The 19,129-nt window shown below is 44.7% G+C and carries 14 protein-coding genes and 1 tRNA gene; 7 read left to right on the top strand and 8 right to left on the bottom strand.

Features of this window, described 5'->3' with window-relative positions; translation table 11 throughout:
- A complete protein-coding gene (locus C3B73_RS13185) occupies positions 1 to 438 on the top strand; it encodes a HesB/IscA family protein (protein ID WP_103666071.1) in 438 nt (145 codons plus the stop codon).
- A gap of 71 nt (positions 439 to 509) precedes the next feature.
- Here the strand turns inward: C3B73_RS13185 and C3B73_RS13180 are convergent, their stop codons facing one another.
- The 6 genes from C3B73_RS13180 to C3B73_RS13155 form a co-directional block, all read right to left on the bottom strand.
- Positions 510 to 878 carry a type II toxin-antitoxin system VapC family toxin gene (locus C3B73_RS13180; protein WP_103666070.1) on the bottom strand — a complete coding sequence of 123 codons (369 nt, stop codon included), beginning with the start codon at positions 876 to 878 and terminating at the stop codon, positions 510 to 512.
- Entirely contained in the window at positions 868 to 1,125 is a 258-nt protein-coding gene (locus C3B73_RS13175) for a ribbon-helix-helix domain-containing protein (RefSeq protein WP_103666069.1), read from the bottom strand. Before C3B73_RS13175 ends, C3B73_RS13180 begins: the two co-directional genes overlap by 11 nt.
- An 89-nt stretch (positions 1,126 to 1,214) precedes the next feature.
- On the bottom strand, positions 1,215 to 2,465 hold the full coding sequence (locus C3B73_RS13170; protein WP_103666068.1) for an NAD(P)/FAD-dependent oxidoreductase: 1,251 nt from the start codon (positions 2,463 to 2,465) through the stop codon (positions 1,215 to 1,217).
- A gap of 58 nt (positions 2,466 to 2,523) precedes the next feature.
- Positions 2,524 to 3,426 (bottom strand): Hsp33 family molecular chaperone HslO, encoded by a 903-nt coding sequence (gene hslO, locus C3B73_RS13165; protein WP_103666067.1) that lies wholly within the window; start codon positions 3,424 to 3,426, stop codon positions 2,524 to 2,526.
- 122 nt (positions 3,427 to 3,548) lie between these two features.
- Positions 3,549 to 4,778, bottom strand: a complete 1,230-nt coding sequence (locus C3B73_RS13160; RefSeq protein ID WP_157939515.1) for an MFS transporter — start codon at positions 4,776 to 4,778, stop codon at positions 3,549 to 3,551.
- Positions 4,779 to 5,249: 471 nt separating this feature from the next.
- The gene (locus C3B73_RS13155; protein ID WP_157939527.1) at positions 5,250 to 6,368 is read right to left on the bottom strand and encodes a Glu/Leu/Phe/Val family dehydrogenase; all 1,119 of its coding nucleotides are present in this window, start codon (positions 6,366 to 6,368) and stop codon (positions 5,250 to 5,252) included.
- Positions 6,369 to 6,705: 337 nt separating this feature from the next.
- On the opposite strand from C3B73_RS13155, the gene recJ reads away from it, so the two are divergent.
- The 5 genes from recJ to C3B73_RS13130 all read left to right on the top strand — a co-directional run bounded on the left by recJ (position 6,706) and on the right by C3B73_RS13130 (position 13,401).
- Entirely contained in the window at positions 6,706 to 8,409 is a 1,704-nt protein-coding gene (recJ, locus tag C3B73_RS13150; protein ID WP_103666065.1) for a single-stranded-DNA-specific exonuclease RecJ, read from the top strand.
- Between the two features lie 134 nt (positions 8,410 to 8,543).
- Positions 8,544 to 8,616 (top strand) — tRNA-Phe (locus C3B73_RS13145).
- 771 nt (positions 8,617 to 9,387) lie between these two features.
- On the top strand, positions 9,388 to 10,989 hold the full coding sequence (locus C3B73_RS13140; protein ID WP_157939514.1) for an AMP-binding protein: 1,602 nt from the start codon (positions 9,388 to 9,390) through the stop codon (positions 10,987 to 10,989).
- A 17-nt stretch (positions 10,990 to 11,006) separates the two neighbouring features.
- Positions 11,007 to 11,348 (top strand): hypothetical protein, encoded by a 342-nt coding sequence (locus C3B73_RS14105; protein WP_232803220.1) that lies wholly within the window; start codon positions 11,007 to 11,009, stop codon positions 11,346 to 11,348.
- A gap of 100 nt (positions 11,349 to 11,448) precedes the next feature.
- Positions 11,449 to 13,401 (top strand): M14 family metallopeptidase, encoded by a 1,953-nt coding sequence (locus tag C3B73_RS13130; RefSeq protein ID WP_103666062.1) that lies wholly within the window; start codon positions 11,449 to 11,451, stop codon positions 13,399 to 13,401.
- A 313-nt stretch (positions 13,402 to 13,714) separates the two neighbouring features.
- On the opposite strand, the gene ggt is transcribed toward C3B73_RS13130, so the two are convergent.
- A complete protein-coding gene (gene ggt, locus C3B73_RS13125) occupies positions 13,715 to 15,451 on the bottom strand; it encodes a gamma-glutamyltransferase (RefSeq protein WP_103666061.1) in 1,737 nt (578 codons plus the stop codon).
- Between the two features lie 373 nt (positions 15,452 to 15,824).
- Here ggt and C3B73_RS13120 point away from each other — a divergent pair, with 373 nt between their 5' ends.
- Positions 15,825 to 17,978 (top strand): PAS domain-containing sensor histidine kinase, encoded by a 2,154-nt coding sequence (locus tag C3B73_RS13120; protein ID WP_103666060.1) that lies wholly within the window; start codon positions 15,825 to 15,827, stop codon positions 17,976 to 17,978.
- A gap of 84 nt (positions 17,979 to 18,062) precedes the next feature.
- On the opposite strand, the gene C3B73_RS13115 is transcribed toward C3B73_RS13120, so the two are convergent.
- Complete coding sequence (locus C3B73_RS13115) at positions 18,063 to 19,019, bottom strand: NADP-dependent oxidoreductase (RefSeq protein WP_103666059.1); 957 nt, start codon at positions 19,017 to 19,019, stop codon at positions 18,063 to 18,065.
- Positions 19,020 to 19,129: the final 110 nt, after the last annotated feature.

Raw genomic sequence — 19,129 nt, 5'->3', positions numbered from 1 at the left:
ATGAGTATGCAAGACGAGAATTTAGATGATGTGATCGCCTCCCTGATTGATGAGGATGGGGAAGATACAGCTGTCTCAGAGAATCCCTTTGAAAAAGAACACCTGACAGGAGAGCCTGTTTCACTCACTGAAAGAGCCGCCAGACAGGTGCAAAAGATCAAGAGTGAAGAAGGAATGAGCGATGACATTTACCTTAGGGTTGCCGTGGATGGAGGGGGCTGTTCCGGTTTAAGCTATAAGCTTGGGTTAGACCACCGTACAGATGAGGACAAAGTATTTGAAAGCTTCGGGGTCGAGATCATTGTAGCTGAAAAGCATCTTATGTATCTGGAAGGGATGCAGATCGATTATCCCGACGGCCTGGATGCCCGCGGTTTCACTTTTGACAACCCGAATGCCACAGAAAATTGTGGGTGTGGGACTTCCTTCGCCATTTGATCAATAAGCTTTTCAGGAACAAAGATGACGCAGTTGATGTAGATCCTCGCTGACCTAATGTTTGTGTGAGATCAGTAGGGTACAACCAGATCATCGGTCAAGACAGAGAAATGCTTTTTGTCGAGAGAGGCTACAGGAATATTATTTACAATAGCTGTTGCAGCTATAAATGCATCCGGTAATCGTAATCCGTGACTTTTACCATATTTCATTCTTAAGAGGCCGGCTTCTTTTGCAATTTCTTCTGAGATCGGAATTTGTTTAACAGATTGTTCAATAAAAGCCATTAATTCCCGAAGTTCATTTTTGGAGATTATTCCTGCATAAAGTTCTGAAACAACCACTACAGAAGTGAGAATTGGATCAAACTGACTGATGAACTCAGAAGCTTCTGGCTTTCCTTTTAAAAAGTCGATAAGAATGTTTGAATCAACGATCATTGTAAATTTGATCTAACCGTTCTTCCCATTCATCTCTAAGCTCGTCAATATCAGGAAGATCTTTTTTATCCTTCCAGATGCCTGCAAAATCCATGATGGATTTTTTCCTGGGCTTTTCTTTTTCCCTGGCCACATATTCATCAATCGCCTCACGAATGATATTGCTTTGGGTCGTACCACGCTCATCGGATAGCTTTTCAATGGCCTTCTTCTCTTCTTCGGTAAGGTAGATCTGTGTTCGTTTCATCGTTCTCTCCAAATATGATGTATGTAATATACATCGTTTGGGGCTTTTACTCAATTAAGGAGCGAGCGGCTGAAAAAAATGGTCTCTATTTATGACTCTTCATCTTTCTTGGCGATCAGCCTAACGCCACGCTTGAAGGTCACATAATGCCAGATCCATTCGGCGAATACTCTAAATCTGTTGCGAAATCCGATCAGGAAGAAGATGTGGATGAGTCCCCAAAGCATCCATGCAAAGAAACCACTGAATTTAAATCCCCGAACGTCTGCCACAGCTTTGGCTCGTCCGATTGTGGCCATAGTTCCTTTATCGACATATTCAAAATCTTTGCGTGATCTTCCCCTGAGCTCATTTTTGATTAGTTCGCCAAGGTATTTGCCTTGCTGAAGGGCTACGGGTGCTAATCCGGGCAGGGGGTTCCCCTGTTTATCTTTGGCATGAGCGGCATCTCCGGCTACAAAAATATTGGAGTGATCCCCGATCGAAAGGTCAGAGTTCACGATTGCCCGGCCGATCCTGTCAGTTTCAACCTTGAGCTGTTTGATCAGTGGGGATGCAACGACACCGGCCCCCCACACAATGTTTGGAGTTTCAATAAAATGACCATCAACCTGAACGCCATTTTCCCTTATATCCTTGACCGGGGTATTCAATAAAACTTCCACTCCCATATCCTCAAGGGTTTTCTGCCCTTTTTTAGACAGCGGTTCCTCAAAAGCATTCAGGATGCCATCAGCAGCCTCAACCAGGTAGATCTTGGTTTCATCGGGTTTGATGTTTCTAAAGTCACGCATCATACTGCGCTTGGCGATCTCTGCGATAGAGCCAGCCATTTCAACCCCGGTTGGGCCACCCCCGATCACCACATAGGTAAGGTAAGGCTGTCGTTCTTTGGGATCGGTGATCTGTTCAGCCTGTTCCAGTGAAAGTAAAATGCGCTCTCTTATATCGAGGGCATCGGAGATGGATTTTAAGCCCGGTGCATGTTTTTCCCATTCATCATTGCCGAAGTAATTGTATTGAGCCCCGGGAGCGAGGAGTAGATAATCAAAAGGATAGCTATGCCCGTTTTTAAGTTGAACCGATTGTTGTTCTTTGTCAATATTGGTGACTTCACCGAGCACAACCTCAACATTTTTTTGCCTTCTGAATATGGCTCGTATCGGCATGGCGATATCACCGGGTGACAAAGCTGCAGTAGCCACCTGATACAGCAAAGGCTGAAACAGGTGGTGGTTGGTCTTGTCAATAATGGTGATGTTTACATCAGAAGATGACAGCTTTTGGGCCGCTGAGATACCGGCAAATCCTCCGCCTACAATGACTACGTTTTTACTCATGTCCTTTAGTTATTTATGGGCTAAAACAAGGCAGCGAAGCATTTAATTTAGTGTGCGGTCAATTCATTTTGGCCTGAGCCTCTAAAATGATCTGCTCAACCTCTTCCTTACTGATGGTCTCTTTTTTATTACAATATTGGCAGACTACTTCCTGCCCTTCGCCTTCCATATCCTTCAGGTCATCAAGACTTAGCATGGAAAGCGCATTTTTGAACCGCTTACGCGTACAGCGGCAAAAGAAATCGACCGGCTGTCGGTTGAGTTCTTTTACTTTAAGCGGAGATACAGCCTTGGTCATGATCTCATCAATATATTGACCATCACTCAGGAGTTCATCAATCGGTGGAAATGAGCCGAGACGTTCCTGCAGCATATCGATCTGCCCGTCAGGAGCACCCGGCATGCGCTGGATCATAAGTCCCCCCGCATGGGTTACCTGACCTTCTTCATCAATACCAACATCCAGAAGTAAGGCCGATGGGATTTGCTCGGATTGAGCCAGATAATGAGCCACATCACTGGTGATGTCTCCACTTACGATCTCAATGCTGCTGGTTCTGGGTTCCGCTTCGTTGTATAAGATCTTCGAGAACGTCAGAATGCCGAGCCCGATGCCATCTCCGAGTTGAACATCAGGGTTGGAGTAATCGAGTTCTGCCACCGGATTCTTAACATAACCACGGATCTCACCCACCTGATTGGCTTCAGCAACCAGAAAGCCAATAGGGCCATCTCCATCCATTCGAAGCTGAATGCGTTCCTCTCCCTTAAGTTCGGAGGCCAGAAGCATGGTGGCTGTCAGTGCTTTGCCAAGCACCACAGTATTTAACAGAGATAGAGAATGATTGTCTTTAGCCGTCTTTACAACTTCGGTAGTCTTAACAACAGAAATTTTAAAATGACCATCGGTGGTCATTCCCTTGATAAGTCGGTCTTTGAAATTATATTCGTCAATGTTCATAGGAGTACTAACAGGATCTCTTTTTTCAAAAAATTAATAAGTCACAAAGATACGCAGAATATTGGATTTTATTGGGCAGGCATCTATAGATATAACTGATGCCCCGGTTTGTCCAACAACCCTCACTGTGCAGTATGTGGTTCTGTATCCTTCAACCCGATAAGAGCCAGAATCACTCCAAAAACCACAGTTGTGGCAGCCATCAGTAGTATGCTTTCCATGGCTATATGGTTATCCAGCATCCATCCCATTAAAAAAGGGCTAAGTGCGGTACTGAATACCATGATGGCTGCGAATAAAGAACGAACGGTTCCGATCATATCTTCACCGTACAACTCAGCATAAAGAGCTGATTTGGTGGTGCTGCCAAAGCCAAGCGTCATGCCAACCAGGGCCATATATAAAAAAGCAGACCATACGCCGGGGTGAAAATAGGCTACCATGACTCCCGCCCCAAAGGGCAGTATGTAGAATGGGAAGATCTTAATGGCACTCATTTTGTCAATGACCGGGCCTATGCCAAGCGAACTAATGATCCGTGCCACAGCAAAGAATATAAATGCAGATGCAATAATGGCTGCGGTCCACCCAAGTTGTTCGGCAATGGAAACCTTATACAGGAATAAGGCCGTTGCCCAGAAAGGCGGAATCAGAATCGCCGGTAGGATAAGCCAGAAATTTCGGTCGTTGATGATCTGAAAATATGAGCCTGACTCTGAATCGGAGTCTATATCCTCTTCCTTTCTTTTAAATTTTTGATTGGATTGCTCGATATCAGTTTGCTTTAAGACATACAGGATGAATGGAATAAAGACCAAAGCGATGAGTGCAGCAATGATTCCCCATGTGGTTCGCCAGCTGCTAACAGCTAATATAGCTGCAATTGCTACGGGTAAAATGCCCTCACCAATTGGATATCCCAGGCTGGAAATACTTAAAGCTTTACCGCGCTGCAGAGTGAAATAACGAGCCATAGCAGTTTCGGCAGTATGACCACTCAAACCCTGACCGGATAAGCGAAGCAAAAGGATTCCTGCAAAAAGAAAACCAATGTGCCATGAAAAGGCCATCGTGAGTGCGGCTACCAATAAGCCGGTTGCCACATATAAGCTGTATTTACCAATGGGTAATACATCGATCCATTTTCCCAGAAATGGAAGGATGGAGGCACTGGCAAGAGTGGCTGCCGAATAAATAGAACCAAAAGCCGCATTTGAAAGATCAAAGTCCGTCAAAAAATAGGGCACGAACAGTGAGATCAGGAAAGTCTGACCAAAGCTCGAAAAAAAGGTAAATGAAAGTCCAAAGCTCAGGACTTTTCTCTCTTTTAAAACAAAGGTGAGGTAACTCAATGAGATGTACGATGAAATTCAGAAAATTATGATCCCTGAAAATACCGCTATTTATGACGAATCTACATTACAAAGTGAATGTATTATTCTATCCGCGGGATAAGGGTCGTCTATTTCTGTTGCATATTTAATTGAAGGGTGTCGACAAAATTGACCAGGTATTGTTAAAGCAAAAATTAATTGTAGTCATTCCCGCGAAGGCGGGAATCCATGTATAGTCATAAAATCAGATGTCGATTTCCGGAAAACAATTAGATCTCGGGACTGCCTATCGGCACAGGGATTCATGTTCTGCGATATGGCGCTTCAAGGTGTATAAACAGCACTGTTTGTACCGAGCTGATATTCGCATTTAAATAAGGGTCAGATGAGTGTTTTAGTGCCACATATAAAGATAAACCCAATAAAAAAGGCACTTCATGAAGATGAAGTGCCTGCGAATGAATTATCTTGTTTCTATCAGTCGATCGATCAGTCGATAAAACGTTTATACATGCTTCCAAAACGTCCTGAAACATGAGCATTGGAAGAATATTTATTCTTGATCTTACCAACTGTTTCAATGCGTTTTTCTGCCAGAGCATTTGATGCCTTGTGAGCGGGAATGCCGTGTTCTTCTGAGTAGCTCAGAATATCTGTAATGGTGTTGTAGATATTACCGGCATTGTTCAGGGCTCTTTCTTCATCATATCCTTCCAGTTCGCTGGCAATATTGATGATCCCACCTGCATTGATCACATAATCAGGGGCATAGATGATCCCTTTATCCAGAAGCATTTGGCCATGTTTATCTTCCTCATCCAGAACGTTGTTGGCCGCACCGGCAATGATATCACATTTGAATTGTTTCAAGGTATCATCATTGATCACCCCACCTAAGGCAGATGGTGTGAATATGTCTACATCCAATCCGTAGATGTCATCAGGGTTGTTAACCAGCTCGCCGCCCACTTCTTCAACCAGGGCTTTGGCTTTGTCTTCATAAATATCACTTATGTATAACTTTGCCCCTTCTTTTGCGGCGTGGCGTGCAAACGAGGAAGCAACATTTCCGGCACCTTGCAGGGCGATCTTCTTACCCTCGAGGGAATCACTTCCGTAGGCTTTTTTGGCACAGGCCTTAACACCCATATATACACCATAAGCGGTTACAGGAGATGGGTTCCCGCTGCCACCCAATGCTTTTGGAATTCCGGTTACATACTTGGTTTCGGAATAGATCCATTCCATTTCCTTTTCAGTCATGCCCACATCTTCCGCGGTGATATAGCGACCACCAAGTCCATCTACGAAACGTCCGAAGGCACGAAAGAGAGCTTCCGTTTTATCGGTGCGTGCATCCCCGATGATGATGGCTTTACCGCCGCCAAGGTTAAGTCCGGATATGGCTGACTTGTAAGTCATGCCACGGGAGAGACGCAGAACATCACGCAGGGCGGCTTCTTCAGACTCATAATTCCACATGCGGGTTCCGCCAAGAGAAGGCCCCAGGGTCGTGTTGTGAATGGCAATGATGGCCTTTAGGCCGGTATCAGGATCTGAACAAATGACGACCTGTTCGTGTTCGTTATTGTAGAGTTCATCAAAGATCGGAAATTTGGAGCTGGAGTAATTCAAGGTCTTTTGGTCTGTTGTTAAACTGAAAAATATGTATGCGTAATCTTTGTGAGGAAACGCTTCCAAAGGTCAGCATTTATTTAATGATTCTCAATCTGAACCGGTTCATTTCATACTAAAAGATGTAAGTGAATGTTGTTATAACAGGCAGCGCCCCTGTGAGGGCAGATTTGAAAATAAAGCGGATAAGTATGCTGATTTTCTCTCTGTAAATAGTATTTTATATAACCAATGAAAACGCAATGAGCGTTGGCGTACCGGCCTGACCGCCGATCAGCCTCTATGAATAAAAATAAAGCAAAAAACAATCATGTCATTCCGCTGGACGTACGCGCAGCCGGAACAGGAAGAGACTGCCTCTGCATTAGGGGAACAGCTTGGAATTCCGGCCAAAATAGCCCAATTACTGGCTATCCGCGGCATAAAAACTTACGATGATGCAAAATACTTTTTCAGGCCAAAGATAGAAAACCTCCACGATCCTTTTTTAATGAAGGATATGGAAGAAGGAGCAGAACGGCTGGCCTTGGCCATTCGCCGCACTGAGAAAGTACTCGTTTATGGAGATTACGACGTGGACGGAACTACGGCTACGTCTTGTGTTTACACCTTTCTTAAGGAATTCGGTGTGGACGCCGATTACTATATCCCTCACCGCTTCAAGGAGGGATATGGAATCAATCCCGATGGTATCAAATACGCAGAAGAAGTCAATGCCACTCTGATCGTATCCGTTGACTGTGGCATTACAGCCATTGAGGAAGCCCGGGAAGCCAAAGAAAAAGGTATCGACCTGATCATATGTGATCATCATACCGTAGGAGATGGAATACCCGATGCCGTGGCTGTTCTGGATCCCAAACGCCCCGATTGTGAGTATCCTTTCGATGGATTGTCGGGAGCCGGTGTAGGGTTTAAACTCATTCAGGCCACCATCAAGAAATTGGGATTACCTAAATCGGTCGCCTTTCAATTTCTGGATCTGGTTGCCATCTCCATTGCCTCCGATATAGTGCCTATCATAGATGAGAACCGCGTGCTGATGAAAGCCGGATTGAACATGATCCGGAAAAGCCCACGGGTTGGGATTCAGGCGTTACTTGATCTTATCAAAGTAAAAAAGGAAGAGGTAAACACTTCTAAGATCGTGTTTTCGATCGGTCCGCGCATCAATGCAGCAGGCCGTATGGGAGATGCCAGCACTGCCGTGAAACTGATGATCTCAGAAACAATAGCCGAGGCAAAGGCTCATGCACAGGAACTGGAATCCATAAACCTGAGGCGTCGCGATACGGATTCCCAAACGATGAAGGAAGCCATGAAGCAGATCGATCAGAATTTCGATATGGAGGAGACTTCCACCATTGTGCTGTATGCTGAAGACTGGCACCTTGGGGTGATCGGTATTGTGGCCTCGCGCCTGGTGGATCTGTACCATCGTCCGGCCATCATGCTTAGTAATGTGGATGGCAAGATCAAGGGATCAGCCCGAAGCATCAAAGGCTTTAATATTTACAACGCCATCAAGAAGTGCGATGACCTGCTGGAGCAGTTCGGCGGTCATGAGTTTGCAGCCGGTTTGACCCTTGCTGAGGACAACCTCACAGAATTCCGGCGCCGCATGAACGAGCTGGCTTTCAGTGATCTTTCCGACAATTCCTTTGAGCCGGAGCTGACTATTGATGCTGATCTTGATCTCACTGAGGTTGACATGAAATTCTGGAAGCTGTTGAGTCAGTTCGAGCCCTTTGGTCCCGGTAACATTCGTCCCATATTTGTTAGTAAAGGCGTAACCGTAGTTGGTGAACCCACTATCGTCGGGAATGGTCACCTCAAAATGAAGATCAAACAGGGGCAGTCGGGTTCCTTTGATACCATCGGTTTCAATATGCACGAATATCTGCCATCGGTACGAACCGGTGATCCGTTTGACATTGCCTATGTGCTGGAAGAAAACAACTGGAACGGCCGGCGCACCCTGCAGATGCGGCTCAAGGATATCCATATACCTTAAAAGTAAAAGAGGTGTTAGGTGTTAGAAAAAAACTAACACCTAACACCTCGCACCTAAAGCCTAAATATCCTTTTTCCATAATTTAATATTGTATGTAGATAATAAACCCTTTATCTTTGCCGTCCTTGATGAAAGGGACTGTAGCTCAGTAGGTAGAGCAACGGACTGAAAATCCGTGTGTCGGCGGTTCAAATCCGCCCGGTCCCACACTCAAGTAAAGCCTTGACTCGCATTAACTTATAGCGGCTCAAGGCTTTTTTAATTTTACTACTTTTTTTGTGGGACTCGCTGGGAACTCACTGCGTATGGTTGGAATAAGAAAAATATTTTTAGCGGAGTTTGCCTAGTTGCAAAACTGGAGTTTCGTGAAAAGGATGAAAGTCATGATGCTATTGGTATTGAGGGAGATTCCATTCCTAACTATCAGCTTATAGAGAACGAAGTAATCCGTTTTATGATATCGTGGCCGGCAAGGTTTCAAACATTACTGAATGCTATTCATCTTTTTGTACACATATTATGCGTGTTCACGTAACGTGAACAGATAAATTTTGTGAACGAGATCGTACATAAAGCTTTAGCCCACCTGGAGCCTGCTTTACTGAATGGCATTCTTTTAACAATGCAGACATTGGAATTTACTCTCATTGCAAAGCCCCGGCTTAGCAACGCCGTCCCGGAAGCTCCAGCTTCCAATGCAGTAACAAACCCATAGAAAGGGCATAATGCTGCAAAACCTGCATTATTCTTATTCTAATTTTATTGGTTTCTTCCCCTGTGAATTGTATTCTGGGTGCAACTCAAACAGCGACAGAAAACATATTAGTTGCTGCTACTACCGTTTCCCACCCTGGTATATTGCGTCAAAGTATGTATTTTAAAATCGGGACAATATTTATTGAATAATAGAGATCTTAAGACCGCAAAACTTATCGCTCACCTATGGTAAAATCAGCTCCTCAATCACGGTTAGACCAAATGTATACCACCGCATTTCAGCAAAACTGGGACCGGCCTCTTTTTACGGATTACGACGGTAAAACATCTACTTATGGTGAAGTAGCCAATCAGATCGAAGCATTAAAGATCACTTTGAGTGAAGTGGGATTGAAGCCCGGAGATAAAGTTGCGATATATGCCCGAAATTCATCAAACTGGGCTACAACATTCTTCTCAATTATGGCATTTGGAGGTGTAATCGTTCCCATTCTTCCTGATTTTACACCCGAAAATGCTCATCATATTTTAAAGCATTCCGGTGCAAAAGTGCTATTCGTAGCAGATTCTCTCTTTGTAAATCTAAACAAAGCTGAACTCAAAGAATTAAGGCTCACCATTTCCACGGATGATTTCAAAATTCTAAATGAACAATCAGACTCATTGCCCCAAACGGCAATGGATGATTCACTGAGCGTAGAAAAGCAGAATTTTGAGTTATCAAGACGGGGCGATGAAGATCTTTTGGTCCTCTCATATACTTCAGGATCCATGGGGTTTTCCAAAGGCGTGATGCTTCCGGTGCGGAGTATTAAATCGAATATTATTTATGCGCGGGAGAATATGCCACTTAAAGCCGGTGACCGGATTGTCTCCATTTTGCCCATGGCGCACATATTTGGATTGGCCTTTGAGAATTTGTTTCCGGTTTCGCTGGGTTGCCACATTACATTTCTAACTAAAGTACCGACACCGCAGATATTGTTGAAAGCGCTTGGAGAAGTTAAACCCCATCTTATTTTGCTGGTTCCATTGATCATAGAGAAGATCTATAAAAAGCGCATCGTGCCCTTGCTGGAAAAACCGGCGACCAAAGTGCTGTTAACCTTACCGGGAATTAGAAACCTGATCTATAAAAAAACGCGAAAAAGTCTGATCGAGAGTTTTGGTGGAAACTTTCATGAAGCGGTAGTTGGCGGAGCAGCCTTAAGCCCTGAAGTGGAATCGTTTTTTAGAAAAATTAAATTTCCCTTTACGATCGGTTATGGAATGACCGAATGCGGGCCACTTATCAGCTATGCACCTCATGATGTGACAAAAAATGGATCATCAGGTAAGCTGGTCGACCGGATGGAAGTACGGATAAACAGTGAAAAACCATATGAGGAAGCCGGTGAAATTCAGGTAAAAGGCCGGAATTTAATGCTAGGTTACTACAACAATAAGAAAGCTAATGACCAGGCTTTTACAAAAGATGGCTGGTTCAAGACAGGGGATCTGGGGATTATTGACGACGAGAATTTTATTTTCATAAAAGGCCGCGAAAAAAATATGCTTCTGGGGCCGAGCGGTCAAAATGTATATCCTGAGGAGCTGGAGTCGCGACTCATGAATTTTCCGTTTATTCAGGAGTGTGTGATTATACAGCGAAATAACCGGTTGGTGGCTAAGGTTTATCCGGATGCTGAAATGATGACGGCATCCGGCACAAAAGAGGAAGACCTTGATGATGTCCTGGAGAAAACGCGTCGTTCATATAATGAATCTGTTGCATCCTACGAGCAGCTCTCAGGGATTGAGCTTGTAGATCAGGAGTTCGAAAAAACTCCGAAGAAAAATATCAAACGCTTTTTGTACACCTGATATCCTATCTGTTGAAAATGCTCGGTATCTTAATAATTGACATAACAGATATTGAAGATACAGGTATAGGTATCAGCCAATCTACAGTAGATAGCCTTTTTACCTATAATGTCAATCACAGTGCTCAAGGGACAGCAGGTGAAAGCAGCGGTGTAATGGGGGATTCTTGCGTGCTAAGCACAAAACGCAAACTACTTGAAACCTTTGCCTCGTTACAAAGCTTCGGCTTAGCAACGCCGTCCCGGAATCTCAAGCTTCCCATGAGGTATAAAAAGTTAAATCCTTTGAAACCTGACTCCCGTTTTGGTAACAACCCACCAACTCCCACAGCTCTTCACCAGCCTAAGACGAACTACTAGCGTTTCTTTTTTAAACCCACACCCAAACACAAAATTTTTGCTTCTAATACATTACATTGCAGCCCATTACCGAAACTAAATGTTAATTAACTCTTTAGATATGAAACGAATTGGGCTTCTATTGATTCTGTCCATAATAATGGCAGGTCAGGCTTTTGCACAAAATTATACCCCGTTGAATGCTCCGGAATGGCCGGAATCGGATACGACCATGTACACGGTTGGGGGTGAACGTCACGGGATCAGCTTTTTTGAACAGCACCGTTTTCCGGAAGTTGAATACACGGTCGGTGAGGAACTGACTTTTGATACCTATCATACCGTAAATGTGATGTATGAATGGTATGAGCGATGGGCTGAACAGTATCCTGATATAGTGGATCTGTATGAGGTGGCTAAAAGTTTTGAGGGAAGGCCTATTCTGCAAATGACCATCACCAACAAGGAAACGGGAAAGCATACCGACAAGCCTGCGGCCTATTTCGAAGGTGGCCGGCATAGTGGTGAGATCACCAGCAGTGAGTCTATTTTATGGCTGACCAAGCACCTGCTTGAGAATTATGGGAAAGATCCTGAGATCACGGAATTGATCGACACCAAAGCCATCTATCTTCGCCCACAGAATAACCCGGATGGGTCGAATCTTTACCTGCATACGGCTCAGGCAAACCGAAGTTCTGTGCGCCCGCACGACAATGACCGCGATGGCCTTCTGGATGAAGATGCTCCCGAAGATCTGGATGGTGACGGTATCATATACTCAATGCGTAAAAAAGCCGGTCCCGATGAAATGGACGAAGCCAATTACATCATCGATCCCAGAGACCCGGAAGGCCGGTTGATGAAACGGGTGCTGCCCGGAAAAGGCGATTGGTTTGTGTATTCTGAAGGCATCGATAACGACGGTGATGGGGATTATAATGAAGATGGGATCGGTGGCCTCGATCTCCATCGTAATTACGCTGAAAACTGGCGGCCTGATGTCGGGCGTGAACTTACCGGACGGGGTTACACACAATATGGAGCCGGAGATTACCCGTTAAGTGAACCTGAATCACGATCGGTGGTCATGTGGATGCTTACTCATCCGAATATTTCGGTTGTGAATTCTATGGATACACGCGTACCCATGCACCTGCGGCCGCCTTCCACTTCTAAAAGTGAAGAGCGCATGTATCCTGAGGATCTCGAGCTCTATGAAAAGTATGATCGTCTGGGACTTGAGATCACCGAATATCCATGGGCGGGTGATGTCTATGAAACCTATATGACTCGCTATCCTACCAATCGTGTGACCGGAGACCCTTCACGGCCAAGTCCCCTGTTTGGGCACGGACCTGATTTTGGGTATTTCTATTTTGGTTCCATCTGGTACGGCGATGAACTGTGGAATAATGGAGCGATGGAAGATTATAATAACGATGGGGTTTATGATGACTACGATGCCCTGCAATGGGACCTTCGGGAAAACGAAGGTCGTGGTTTTAAACCCTGGAACACCTTTGACCATCCCGAGCTTGGGGAAGTGGAAATAGGCGGTACTCATCCCAAGTTCTTCAGTCAAAACGGTCCGCCATGGCAGCTTGAGCGCTGGGCTGAAAAACAAGCCTTATTCAATTTGATGATGGCGAAAGAGCTTCCGCAAATTACATTGGATGAGATCGATGTGGAGCAAACCGGAGATGATACCTATAAGATCTCCGTCAGCTGGACGAACACCGGGAACTTACCGGTGGCCTTGAAGCAGGCGCAGTTGGTAAAAATTGTCAGGGAAGACCGGGTTCAGCTGGACTTTGATTCGGAACTTACCAAGGGACATGAAGATGCCAAGCTGAAGATCATTACTCCTGAGCTATACGATAAAACGATCCGTGCAGGATATACCGGTGCCGGAGAATCTAAGAAGGTATATTTTGAGGTACAGCTGAATGGCATTGAAGGAGCCGAGGGCAAGGTGAAGATCCTTTCTACACGAGGCGGATATATTGAGAAGGAGATCGAAGTGGGTGATCACCTGAAGGAGACTAACCCGAATCCTGATCAGGTAAATTAAAAAGCCCCGATCATCTTCAAGATGGTCGGGGCTTTTTTTTGATATTTGTACTCGTTGCTTAGCTCCGGCTTAGCAACGTGGTCCCGGAAGCTCCAGCTTCCCGGACTGCATCACGAAGCCTGAGCTTCATGACGAGCCATAAGTAGATCAGGCTTAATGCTCCATTATTCGATTCAGTCAAAAAAGGACTATAACAATGGAATCGTCGAGAACCGGGTGATGGAGATGAACAAGGGTTTAACCCATCAAGTAGATCCTCCGTGTTTTCCTGCACAGAGGATCCCATATCAAATGCCTGACAAACCAAGGTAACTCAGTATCCGGCAGCCTGCCCGTCAACCCTGGATTCTGATGCGCCGAAATACACCCCTCTTTCATGGTCACGCATGATACCCTGATATCGGCCGAAGAAACTATCTCCGATCTGAACTTCGTGGCCCATAGCTCTGAGAGCTTTGACTACAGAAAATGGCACCCCGGATTCGATGCTGACCTGACCGGTATCCGTTAGCTTAGCATCCAGATCATCAGTAGGCTGGGTGGAGCCGGAATGTTCCCAGCGGAATGCATCACCGGCTTCCTGAATATTCATGCCAAAGTCGATGATGTTAGTTAAGATACTTACGTGACCAATTGGCTGATATCCGCCTCCCATGTTTCCAAAGCTCATCAATGGCTTCCCGTCCTTCATCACAAAGCCTGGAATAATGGTGTGGAAGGGACGCTTGCCGGGGGCATAAACATTGGGGTGATTTGGGTCCAGTGAAAATAACTCACCACGATTCTGAAAACTGAATCCGGTTCCCGGCACCACAAAACCGGTGCCCATACCACGGAAATTACTTTGAATAAGGGAAACCATATTGCCTTCTTCATCGGCGGTTGTGAGGTAGATGGTATCCCCGTCTTCCAGCACATCCACACCGGTGGTGAGGTCACGGCGGGCGCGGTCACCGATCAACTTACGACGTTCAGCTGCATATTCCTTGGAAAGAAGGGTTTCGTAAGGAATGTCATAATAGTCGGAATCCGTGTAATGCTTGGCTCGGTCTTCGAATGCCAGTTTTTTGGCTTCAATAAGCAGGTGAAGGGTTTCAGCTGTGCCAAACCCGGTTTCAGAAAGGTCAAAGCCTTCCAGGATATTCAGCATTTGCAAGACAGCGGTTCCCTGAACGTTACCACCTACCTGGTACACATCATAACCACGATAATTTACGGTTTGAGGCTCCACCCATTCTGAGCGATGTTGGTCAAAATCCTCATATCGCAGGTAGCCGTTATTCTCCTTCATCCAGGTATCGATCTTTCTGGCGATCTCACCACGGTAAAAGGCATCGCGACCTTGTTCTGCTAACAGACGGAAGGTGTTCCCCAGGTCGGGATTACGAAATACCTCTCCTTTCTCAGGTCCACGCCCATCAATAGTAAAAGTTTCTTCAAAAGCTCCGGGTTGATTTTTCAGGAACCGGGCACTTCGTATCCACGCTTCTGAAATGGCCTGACTAACCGGAAATCCATTTTCTGCATAATGGATCGGTTCGGCAAGGATCTCACTCATATCCGTAGTACCAAAACGCTCATGCATCTCAAACCAGCCATCCACGGCTCCCGGTACGGAAACGGACAGCAGGTCGTAGGAAGGAATGTCATCCTCGCCTTTCTCTTCCAGTATTTCCATCAGGCGGTCATAGGATAAACCCCGCGGCGAACGCCCACTGGCATTCAAAGCATATAGTTGCCCGCTTTTTTCGTGCCAGATAATAGCAAACAGGTCGCCGCCGATCCCGTTTCCGGTAGGCTCCATGAGCCCCATGGCAGCATTGGCACCAATAGCGGCATCAATGGCATTGCCTCCGTTTCGCAGGATATTCAGCCCAACCTGAGTAGCGAGGGGCTGACTGGTGGCCACCATGCCACGCTGAGCGATCACTTCAGAACGGGTCAAAAACGGTTCCCCGGCCTCACGGTCGATCTGAGCAAAAGTGGTTTCAGTGAGGAGTACCAATAAAATAGATGTGAACAGAGCAAGAAGTTGGTATATGCGTTCCATGTTGAAGTAATAAAGTTAAAACTCGAACAGATTATACAACCACTAAAGGCCTTTTACAAAAGGTTTCGTTTCGGGTATAGGTGTGATAAAATGTAAATGGATCTATTCATGCCTAACAATCGGAACCCATTTAGGTATCACATTTCGGGCTACTATTTAATAAACTCATTTATAATCAGGCAATAGAATTTATCATTCAATTCCTATCACATTTGGTAATAATCGTTTAGAAAAGAACCAGTTAAATACTTGATAAAAAATTCTAATGTATTGCATTCTAATTACTTACAAAAATTAATAGAAACATTCTAATACGAAACATTTAAAGTTATGCTTAGTTTTAAGAGTTAATCCCTATTGAGAAAAAATATCCATGAGTCGGAACCAAGTAGTTGTCACGAAAAGTGATGAGACATTTAAGGCTGTTTCCAGTATAGTTGAGAAGTTAGAGTTTAAAGTAAATTCAGTAAAAAGAGTTGAGGCTGTAGAAACATTCACCAATCAGGCAATTGATCACTCTGATGATCTTGTCATGTTGGACCTGGAGGATCTGGATCTTTCAGACATCGAAACGGTTGATAAAATTAAATCGCTGGATCCTGATATCCCCCTGATTCTCATCAAATCAGATTTTTCTTTAGAGGAGGCGATTAAACTGGTAAAAGCCGGTGCAACTGATCTTATCAAACAGGGAGAGCTTGAAGAGAAGCTGGCAGGATCAATCACATCAGTTTTTGGTAAGACCTTTGAATACGAAAAAAACCTGAAGATCTCAGACCTGAATCGGGACCTGGAAGAGGTGCTCAATAATCACATCATAAATAGTTTGCCGGGCATTTTTTATGTGATCGATAAAGAAGGGCAGATCATCAGTGTGAACAACCGTTTTCGCGAGCTGATCGATTATAAACCGGGAGATGACAACCACTTTACGAAATTTGTGGCAGAAGAGGATGTGGATGCCTCGGTACAAAGTTTTTTGACCACCTTGAAATATTCTGCGAATGAGGTTGAGCTGCGCCTGAAAACAAAAGATGGAGACAAGATCCCTTATTTGTTGTCAGGTATCACCACCACCATTAATAATGAGACTATTTTGGTAGGAACCGGAGTGGATATCAAGGACAGGAAGCAAACAGAAAAGGATCTGCTGAACGAACAATCTTTTATCGACAAGGCTTTGAATTCACTTCCGGGTTTATTCTATGTGTTGGATGAGGACATGAATTACATTAGGGTCAACCAATACTTTATTGACAGGCTTGGATATTCCTGGGAAGAAATTCAAAACATGAATCCCCTGGATTTCTACTTCAGGGAGGACCACGAACGGATCGAAAATATTATAAAGGAAGCGTTTGTGGAAGGTTCAGCGAGTATAACGGCTCAGTTAAAAACGAAGGATGGGAGTCATCCACATTTTTACCTGACCGGTTCATTCTTCAATCAGGATGGGAAAAATTATATTTTGGGTACCGGAGTGGATATTTCTGAGCAAGTTCGGATGGAAAGTTTGCTGGAACAGGCACAGCGTATGGTGAAGATCGGAGCCTGGGAGCTTGACGTAGAAAAAGGAAGGGTTAACTGGACGGATGTAGTAAAAGAGATTCTGGAAGTGGATAAGGATTACAATCCTAACCTGCAGGACGGACTGGATTTCTATGTAGGGGAAAGCAAAAAGAAGATCACTAAAGCGGTGAACAAAGCCATTGAGTCAGGGAAGTCGTATGATCTCGAATTGAAAGTTAGAAGTCGTAAAGGGAATATCAAATGGATCCGAACCATAGGGGAAGCCATTTTTCACAATGGGAAATGTGTGCGTTTGCATGGCAGTTTTCAGGATATTACTGAAAAGAAACTGGCTGATGAACGGATAAAAGAGTCGCTAAAAGAAAAAGAAATTTTATTGATGGAGGTTCATCACCGGGTAAAAAACAATCTGGCATTGGTTTCGGGATTGATGCAGTTGCAAGCTTACCAAACCGATGATAAAGTGGTGTATAAATATCTGGAAGACAATCAAAGTCGTATTAAATCCATTGCTCTCATTCACGATCAGTTGTACCAAAGTGACAATTTCACCAGCGTCAGGTTAGATGAACAAACAGAAAACCTGATCAAACATATTTCAGATTCCATCGCCAACGGTAAAGAGATCAAGATAGAATTGGAGCTGGATGAAGTAGAGGTCAACATCAATCAGGCGGTTCCTTATACCCTCCTCTTGAATGAAGTGGTCACAAATGCCTATAAGCATGCCTTCAAAGAAGCAGAAAAAGGAGAGATTCAGCTCAGTCTCAAAAATAAAGATAACCTGATCTCACTTCAGGTGAAGGATGATGGTAAGGGTGTTGACAGAGATATAGACCTGGAATCGCCTTCTTCGCTGGGTATGACCCTTGTCAAAACCCTGTCTGATCAGTTGCAGGGTACTCTGAATATAGATTCGGGAGACAGCGGTTTGTCAGTAGATCTGACATTCAAGAGAAACGATCAGCTAAGAGGAGCTGCCAGTAGTTTGTTGTGATACCTGTCAGAAATTAGATCAGGTCGAACCAAATAAGAAAGCCGGATCATTAGACCCGGCTTTTTTATTACGGCTTAGGTTCTGTCAGGGTGTGATGATCAATTTCCCTCTGGTATGCAGTTTTTCAATTTCCTGCAGAGCCTGACCGGTTTCTTCCAATGTGTACGTTTTGGATATCGGAACTCTGATCTTACCGTTATCAGCAAGGGCGGCAATATGTTCGAGCTGTTCCGAATTCGGTTCTACAAATACGTACTTAAATTCAATATCATCACTGATATCAGGTTTACTCTTGGTGATGGATGCAATTTTTCCGCCATCTTTTAACACTCCGGTTTCCATAACCTGTGCAAAGGAATCTCCACGGGAGCAATGGAAGATCAGATCCACGCCTTCAGGCTGAACCTTTTGCACGGCCTCTCCCACATGATGATCGTTATAATCGATCGTGATATCAGCCCCGAGGTCTTTCATATAATCATGATTGGCTTTACTTGCCACACCAATGACGTTTGCTCCAACGGATTTCGCTAACTGAATAGCCAGGGTGCCCACACCGCCTGAAGCACCTAAAATTAAGATCGTTTGATCCTTTTTGAGCTCTCCAAAATCAAAAATTGATTGATAGGCCGTCAATCCCACCAACGGTATTCCGCCTGCTTCCTCTATAGAAATATTTGTTGGGCGTTCAGCAAGGTATGCATCTGGGAGCGCGATGTATTCTGCGAAGGTTCCGTGCTTGATCAGTGGGCGGCGCGCATAAGCGTAAACCTCATCACCTGCCTGAAAACGACGTGCGGCATAACCGGTTTCCTCAACTACACCTGCAACATCCCAGCCGGGAATAAGTGGGAATTCACCCGGAATGGCATCTTTCAACATGCCCTTGGCTACAGCTGCATCAACGGGATTTACACCGGCGGCTTTTACGCGCACCAAGACCTCTCCCTCACCTGCTTCCGGTTTATCCAGTGTTCCGGTTTTGATATTGTTCAGATCGCCATAGTCTTCTATAAAAGCAGCGTTCATTTGTTCACTCATACGTCCTTGTTTTTAATTGTTTGTCTGTTTGTCTGAAAAACAAGTGACAGGCAGGATCAGTTCAGAGGGAGAGTTTGAAAAACCCTATGAGAGTGATGAATAAAATTGAA

It is taken from the genome of Gracilimonas amylolytica, assembly GCF_002911695.1.
GTDB classification, from domain to species: domain Bacteria; phylum Bacteroidota; class Rhodothermia; order Balneolales; family Balneolaceae; genus Gracilimonas; species Gracilimonas amylolytica.
Note: the sequence above shows the minus strand (reverse complement) of the source record. Positions and strands in the feature narration are given on the sequence as shown.